This window comes from Nostoc sp. 'Peltigera membranacea cyanobiont' 232 (assembly GCF_002245985.1).
Taxonomy (GTDB): Bacteria; Cyanobacteriota; Cyanobacteriia; order Cyanobacteriales; family Nostocaceae; genus Nostoc.
Genome location: NZ_NOLK01000046.1, coordinates 55,236 through 62,270 on the forward strand (window position 1 = coordinate 55,236; position 7,035 = coordinate 62,270).

The following is a 7,035-nucleotide window of genomic DNA, read 5'->3' on the forward strand; positions in this document are numbered from 1 at the left end:
CTATTGCACGAAGGCAATAGGGGATATAGTAGCGTAACTGTCAAAATAATTCGTAATTTTTAAAAGTACTATATGCTAGATATTAGTCTGTCAGTAAATAATTGATGGATAAAATCCCTGTAGAGACGGCGATTTATCGCGTCTCTCTAACCGTAAAAATGAATTTGATAGACCACTAGCACAGGGCGCGACACCGAATAGCCCATCAGAGATATTGCGATCGCCCCATGCTAATTCAATAGTTAGGAAATCTCATCGCTATCAACCCACTCATCATAAGATGAATCATAACCAACATAGCGAACAAAGTATTGCTGATTTTGGATTTGCTCAATCGTTGCAGAATACCAAGCCTCTTGCTCATCATCCCAACATTTTACTTTTTGACCTACTGCATATCCATTGTCATCAGCAGCGCGAAGATCGCGAGTCCGAATATCATCTTCGCCTACCCATTCGTCATAAGATGAACCGTAGCCAAGGTAATGAATAAAGAATTGGTCATCTTGGATTTTCTCAATTGTTCCCTGATACCAATCTTCGTCTTCACTATCCCAAACTTCTACAGTTTTGCTGACTTCATACTGATTGTTATCTGACTTGACAGCAGAAGCAGACGAAACATCTTGAATCGGCTTTTCTTGCTCTTGTTTAATTTCTTCTTTTACTAAAGTGTATGCTTCCAAAATCAAGCCACGAGCGACAGTTTGAGTTCCCGTATGCTCGTAGTAATTGGTAGTTTGATCTAGAAATGCTGCAACAAAATCTAAATTATCATCAGCAATCTGAATAAAATTACCCAAGTTACTAGAAATTGATTGCGGGGTTATGCCTGTTTTAGATACTAAATCATTCATCCAGCCTTGGACGGAGTTAAAACTCTGACTGAGAAAACCAACTTTATCAGAGGGATTACTACCAGGAAGAAAGTTATTGATAGCCGAGAAAACCGGATTTTGAGTGATTGCGCTAGTATCAGTACCACTAATAACGTTATGAATTTTGCTAAGAAAGTTGGGGCCTAATGGCAGAATTCCGTCTATACAAACTAAAGCTACCATCCGTATTAGGGAGGCATTTTGATAGTTATTAGCAAGGGAATTAGCAAACTCTTGGGGGTTAGGTTGAGGAATGCCATTTAGTTTGCAAAAGGCGATGATTTCGACGGCGATTTTCAGCGCCAAGTCAATGGATTGAGTTACATCAGCTTTGGGAGTAATGTTGCCTAAAAAAGAGAGAAAGCCAATTTTCTCACTAAGCTTATTCGCTAAAGCCGCCGTTCCCATAGCTGTGTCTGCTTTATCAATTGCTTGATAAAGTTTAATTGCAAACTGGTAGCCTTTTTGAGGATCTTCGTATAAAACGACAGAGCGATCGCGGATTCTCTGAATTACCTTAGCATCGGTTTCTCCTGTAATGGTGCGAATGCTATTATCAAACCCCGTCAAATTGCTCCACTCACCTGGTGCTACGTAATCAAGAGCCTTTAAAACTTTGACAGTAATATTGTCAGTCGGTAATTCGTCAACCAACTGAATAATTGATTTATCCATTAGCCGCTCCTCAAAACTCTAAATTATCCTTACAACATAGTTCCAATAAACCCACAGCCAGTTGCTACCATACGGAAGCCTTTCTCTAGTCAATGCTGCGCGAATTCCTGAATTGTATTCATAGAGTTCCCTGGCTTGAGTAAAAAATAACAAATAGCGATCGCTCCTACAGCACGGCTAATCAGACATGATGCGAATAGATTCTTAACAAAGATTGAATGACGGATATTGATTTTTGTCATTTGATTGATATCATAGTTTTATCACCACAGTGGAGAAGTTGCTATGTTGTCGCGTCAACTGGGAAAAAACGGTTCAACAATATCGGCCCTTGGGCTTGGCTGTATGGGTATGTCTGATGTTTATGGGCCAGCCGATCGCAAGGAAAGTATTGCAACAATTCATGCAGCCCTTGATGCAGGTATTAACTTACTAGATACGGGCGACTTTTACGGCATGGGACACAATGAACTGCTGCTAAACGAAGCCTTAACAGGACGGCGGGAAGATGTCTTCATTGCCGTTAAATTCGGTGCGCTGCGCTCTCCTGATGGCAACTTTATCGGCTTCGATGGTCGCCCTGAAGCCGTAAAGACTTCACTTGCTTATACATTGAAACGACTGGGAACCGATTACATTGACCTTTACCAACCAGCCCGGCTCGATCCGAAAGTACCCATTGAAGAGACTATTGGGGCGATTAGCGAAATGGTGAAAGCTGGATATGTTCGCCAGATTGGTTTATCTGAAGTGGGTGCAGATGTAATTCGCCGCGCTCATAGGATTCATCCAATCGCTTCGCTTCAGATTGAATATTCCCTCCTGAGTCGTGGCATTGAAGATGACATCCTGCCAACCGTGCGGGAATTGGGCATTGCTGTCACCGCTTATGGAGTCCTCTCACGGGGATTGTTGAGCGGTCACTGGTCGAAAGAACGCTCTGAAAAAGTGCAAGACTATCGAATACATCTACCCCGCTTCTCTGGAGAGAATCTGGATCGCAATTTGTTGCTAGTCGAAGCCCTGCGCCTGATTGCCGAAGAACAGAATGCAACGGTTGCTCAAGTAGCCATTGCTTGGGTGCTGTCGCAAGGGAACGACATTATACCGCTAATTGGCGCACGGAGTTGCGATCGCTTAAATGAAGCTCTGGGTGCATTGGATTTACACTTAAATAAGGATGATATCGCCCGGATTGAGGCAGCCGTGCCACTAAATGCCGTCGCTGGCGATCGCTATGGCCCAGAACAAATGGCAATGCTCGATAGTGAAAATAGGTAAAAAAATTATCGCATGAATGATTCACCTTTGACACCGGAGCGGATTCTCGACGCAGCAGAAGAAGTTTTGCGTCGTTACGGTCTGGCAAAGGCAACAGTGGTCGATGTGGCTCGCTTTTTAGAGGTGAGCCACGGCACGATTTATCGGCATTTTCCCAGCAAAGCTGCCCTGCGCGATGCAGTGGCAGAACGGTGGCTGCATCGGGTTTCCACACCCCTAGCAGCGATCGCCCAAGAGCCAGGTTCCGCCAGAGAACGGTTGCACCGATGGTTTGAGCAACTCATGACTCTGAAACGTCAAAAAGTTTTGAAAGAACCAGAGTTATTTGCAACCTATTCAGCGATTACCCAAGAGGCGCGAGGGGTAGTTGAAGCTCACATTGCTGAACTGCTTAGGCAAATCGCTGCGATCGTCGAGAGCGGTATTTCCACTAACGAGTTTAGAGTAACCGATTCGCAAGTAGCAGCTAAAGCAGTCCTTCAAGCGACAGTTCGCTTTCACCATCCAGCCCACGCATCCGAATGGAGCGATCCAGATATCGATAGGGACTTTGCCCAAGTATGGCGCTTGGTACTTGCTGGTCTTGTAGCAATTCAGTAATGTTAATTACTCAGTACTTGGAAGCTGAAAAATATTTAAATTGGATAATTTACAGTATTTACGCACGGACTAAGATTTTACATCATTACGAGCGAAACGTACCCCTTCGAGGAAGTAAGCTACGCGGAGCGTCTCCAAGAGTTGTAATCGCAAAGGCTTAGTTTGTCCTCACGAGTGCATAAGTCCTAATTTAAATCAAACTCTTGTGGGCTGGGCATCTTGCCCGTCCTAACTATACAAGTTAAACGTGCAACAGCTTACCCTTTCTGTTATAAGATGCGCCTAGATAAAGTAAAGAAAGGTTTTCATCCCCGTTAGGGGAAGTGGTTATGGAAAGTCAAAGAGGGGGGTTGGATAACATTAATTTCAGCGTTTCCATCCCCGTTAGGGGAAGTGGTTATGGAAAGAGAGATATTTTCCTTCAAAAAGGAAAGAACGAAGCAGGTTTCCATCCCCGTTAGGGGAAGTGGTTATGGAAAGTTCCAATTACATTTTGAAAGAACAAGGATACGATGTTTCCATCCCCGTTAGGGGAAGTGGTTATGGAAAGCGCATTTATTGGTTGGTTGTGTTGCTCTCAGCCTTACAGTTTCCATCCCCGTTAGGGGAAGTGGTTATGGAAAGCAATCGAAAAGGTAAATTCCGCAAAACAGATTTTGTTTCCATCCCCGTTAGGGGAAGTGGTTATGGAAAGAGTTACCTTTTGAAACCCTTACTAGGAAAGTGTTTCAGACCCCCTATTCGACACCACTTTTGAGAATGTCAATAAAGACGATAAAATTCTCAATAAGCAGGGGGTTTTTTAGCCGAAAACCCTTACTGTACAAGTAATCGACACCAGTCAACGAAGTTATGCGGTTTTCAAGGTTCTGGGGAGTGGTGTCGATTGACTTCAACACTTAGCTAAAACAGTAAAATCTGTTACTAAAATCTGTCAAGTATTTAATAAATAAATTAACAGTTGTAAACGGGAATGTCGTGAAATGGACATTCACCAACATCTACCCACAAGCGGCTAACTGTGAGCATCCAGCGCGTTAATTAGCTTGACTTCATCAGCAAAATTCGCCCATCGGACAAAGTGAAATGGCCCAGCGATGGAACCCCACAGACGCTCATCAGTGTCTAAATCCCTTCCCCGGTCGAGGCTGAAAAATTCTTTAGCGTCAATCTCAAATTCATTATCTAGATAAGTATTTTTGCCGTCACGAACCACAATGCAGCCTTTACCGGGTTCAACCCTGCCTTTAAAGCTATCACCTGTCCACTCTACAACCATGTTGCAACCTGACATTTTTTCCAATTGGTCAACGGATAAATCTTTTAAACGTTCAGGTTCACGAGATGCGCCGTAAAATTTTTGTTCTTCTTTAAGGGTGTAGTGTTCAATAATAATGTGGTTTTCTGCCGGAATCAACTTCATTACCCGCATCCGGTAGGGTTGATTGAGCATAAAATCATAAGCTTGTTCGAGAAACAAACTTACCCCTGAGAACAATTCCAAGGGAATGGGACGGATACACACGCGAATGTGGGCATAAAAAGGCGGATTTTCAAAAGCTTGTTCTTGATTACTAAAATCAGCTGCCATCCACCGGGCTAAGGTAGCAATATCAGTAGAATGAGTCACGTCGCTTCGCTCCGAATTCAAAATTCAAAATTCAAAATTAATAATCCCGAATGGCACGCTTGATAAGGGAAAATCGTTGAGGCAGCAGGGGTGCTCTTGAGCGGAGGAGCAGGGGAGAAAGAAGAAATTTTAGGCAATTGCGTTCAGATATTTAGAAATTCCCCTCTGCACCCCTGCACCCCTGCCCCTCTGCAATCCTTACGCTGCCTACCATTCAGCTTAACTTAGTGCCATTCGAGTCAGAATGCAAGACGCTCTCTAAGAGTTGCCATGCCGTTGGCGTTCGCGTAGCGTCTCTGAAAGAGAAGCCTCTCGAAGAGAAGGCTTTACGCTGCGCTATCCGCTTTTGCGGTCAAAATTCATTCTGAATTCTGACTCCTGAATTCTGACTCCTGAATTCTGTTTGAGAAATATCGAGGCAAAATGGCAACGAAGCCCAAGCAAGATTAAATGGGTAACTTGCCCAAGGCTACTGCCAAGGAGAGACAGCGCATTGCGTATTTAACTGGTATTCTAAATAAAAATGGCAAGTGAAACACCTGCACCACAAAAAATAATATTCTTAAGTAATATTCTTTTGCAATTAAGGGGCTGGGACAGGGCAAAGAAAAATCCACTTTCTTCCTCTTCCCCATCCGATGCTTCCATCTGCCACTCTCTCTAAATATCCAATCCTTACATTAAGAAATTTTAAATCCCGTGACTTTGAGCCTATCTGTTGCTAAATCTCATCGCCAACCCTGGCCTGGACTGATAGAAGCCTATCGCCAATACTTGCCTGTGAGCGAAAAAACACCGGTGGTAACTCTGCTGGAGGGAAACACACCTCTAATACCAGTGCCAGCAATCGCAGAACGTATTGGCAGACAAGTACGGGTTTTTGTAAAATATGATGGTCTAAACCCTACCGGCAGCTTCAAAGACCGGGGGATGACTATGGCAATTTCCAAGGCCAAGGAAGCAGGGGCAAAAGCAGTAATTTGTGCCAGCACGGGTAACACCTCAGCAGCCGCCGCCGCCTATGCCAGACGTGGGGGGATGAATGCCTTTGTATTAATTCCCGATGGTTATGTGGCGCTGGGCAAGTTAGCCCAGGCATTACTGTATGGTGCAGAAGTATTGGCAATTAAAGGAAATTTTGACCAAGCGCTAGAAATTGTTCGCGAGATGGCCGAAAGCTATCCGGTAACATTGGTAAATTCGGTCAATCCCTACCGCCTAGAAGGGCAGAAAACAGGAGCATTTGAAATTGTCGATGCCTTGGGTGATGCCCCAGACTGGTTGTGCATCCCCGTTGGGAATGCGGGAAACATCACAGCATATTGGATGGGCTTTTGTCAATACCATCAAGATGGAAAGTGCGATCGCTTGCCTCGAATGATGGGATTCCAAGCCGCAGGTGCAGCCCCATTAGTACACGGTCAGCCCGTGGCGCATCCCGAAACCCTCGCGACAGCAATTCGCATTGGCAACCCCGCTAGCTGGGAATTAGCGATCGCAGCCCAAACTGCAAGTCAGGGAAATTTCCACGCCGTTACCGATGCAGAAATTCTCGACGCTTATCGACTTTTGGCAGCATCAGAAGGCATCTTCTGCGAACCCGCTAGCGCCGCTTCTGTAGCCGGGTTGTTGCAGGTAAAAGACCAAATTCCTACAGGGGCGACAGTGGTTTGTGTCCTCACAGGCAATGGTCTAAAAGACCCAGATACAGCCATTAAACACAATCACAGTCAATTTAAACAGGGGATTGCAGCCGAATTGGGCGCAGTCGCCGAGGCAATGGGATTTTAACTAATTCGGCGGAATTCCCCACCCTCTCTACGAGACGAGAGTACACCAAATAAAGAGCCTAAAGAATAATTTGGGGATTATTAATGAATGGCACTAAGTTAAGCTGAAGGGTATGCAGCGTAAGGATTGCAGAGGGGCAGGGGTGCAGGGGTGCAGAGGGGAATTTCTAAATATCTGAAC

General features: G+C 44.7%; 6 protein-coding genes and 1 CRISPR repeat array. Of the genes, 3 read left to right on the forward strand and 3 right to left on the reverse strand.

What is annotated here, in order from left to right:
- Positions 1 to 242 precede the first annotated feature (242 nt).
- The gene (locus CDG79_RS17300) at positions 243 to 1,553 is read right to left on the reverse strand and encodes a Tudor-knot domain-containing protein (protein ID WP_094343226.1); all 1,311 of its coding nucleotides are present in this window, start codon (positions 1,551 to 1,553) and stop codon (positions 243 to 245) included.
- Between the two features lie 285 nt (positions 1,554 to 1,838).
- Between CDG79_RS17300 and CDG79_RS17305 the strand changes: the two genes are divergently transcribed.
- Both CDG79_RS17305 and CDG79_RS17310 read left to right on the forward strand, forming a co-directional pair.
- Positions 1,839 to 2,834 carry an aldo/keto reductase gene (locus tag CDG79_RS17305; protein WP_094343227.1) on the forward strand — a complete coding sequence of 332 codons (996 nt, stop codon included), beginning with the start codon at positions 1,839 to 1,841 and terminating at the stop codon, positions 2,832 to 2,834.
- 12 nt (positions 2,835 to 2,846) lie between these two features.
- Positions 2,847 to 3,434, forward strand: a complete 588-nt coding sequence (locus tag CDG79_RS17310) for a TetR family transcriptional regulator (RefSeq protein ID WP_094343228.1) — start codon at positions 2,847 to 2,849, stop codon at positions 3,432 to 3,434.
- A gap of 301 nt (positions 3,435 to 3,735) precedes the next feature.
- Positions 3,736 to 4,128: a CRISPR direct-repeat array (repeat unit 36 nt; unit sequence GTTTCCATCCCCGTTAGGGGAAGTGGTTATGGAAAG).
- A gap of 321 nt (positions 4,129 to 4,449) precedes the next feature.
- Here the strand turns inward: CDG79_RS17310 and CDG79_RS17315 are convergent.
- Positions 4,450 to 5,064: a chromophore lyase CpcT/CpeT gene (locus CDG79_RS17315; RefSeq protein ID WP_094343229.1), complete on the reverse strand. Its 615-nt coding sequence runs from the start codon at positions 5,062 to 5,064 to the stop codon at positions 4,450 to 4,452.
- Between the two features lie 513 nt (positions 5,065 to 5,577).
- On the reverse strand, positions 5,578 to 5,712 hold the full coding sequence (locus tag CDG79_RS44865; RefSeq protein ID WP_262985808.1) for a hypothetical protein: 135 nt from the start codon (positions 5,710 to 5,712) through the stop codon (positions 5,578 to 5,580).
- Positions 5,713 to 5,763: 51 nt separating this feature from the next.
- On the opposite strand from CDG79_RS44865, the gene thrC reads away from it, so the two are divergent.
- On the forward strand, positions 5,764 to 6,855 hold the full coding sequence (gene thrC, locus CDG79_RS17320; protein WP_094343230.1) for a threonine synthase: 1,092 nt from the start codon (positions 5,764 to 5,766) through the stop codon (positions 6,853 to 6,855).
- Positions 6,856 to 7,035: the final 180 nt, after the last annotated feature.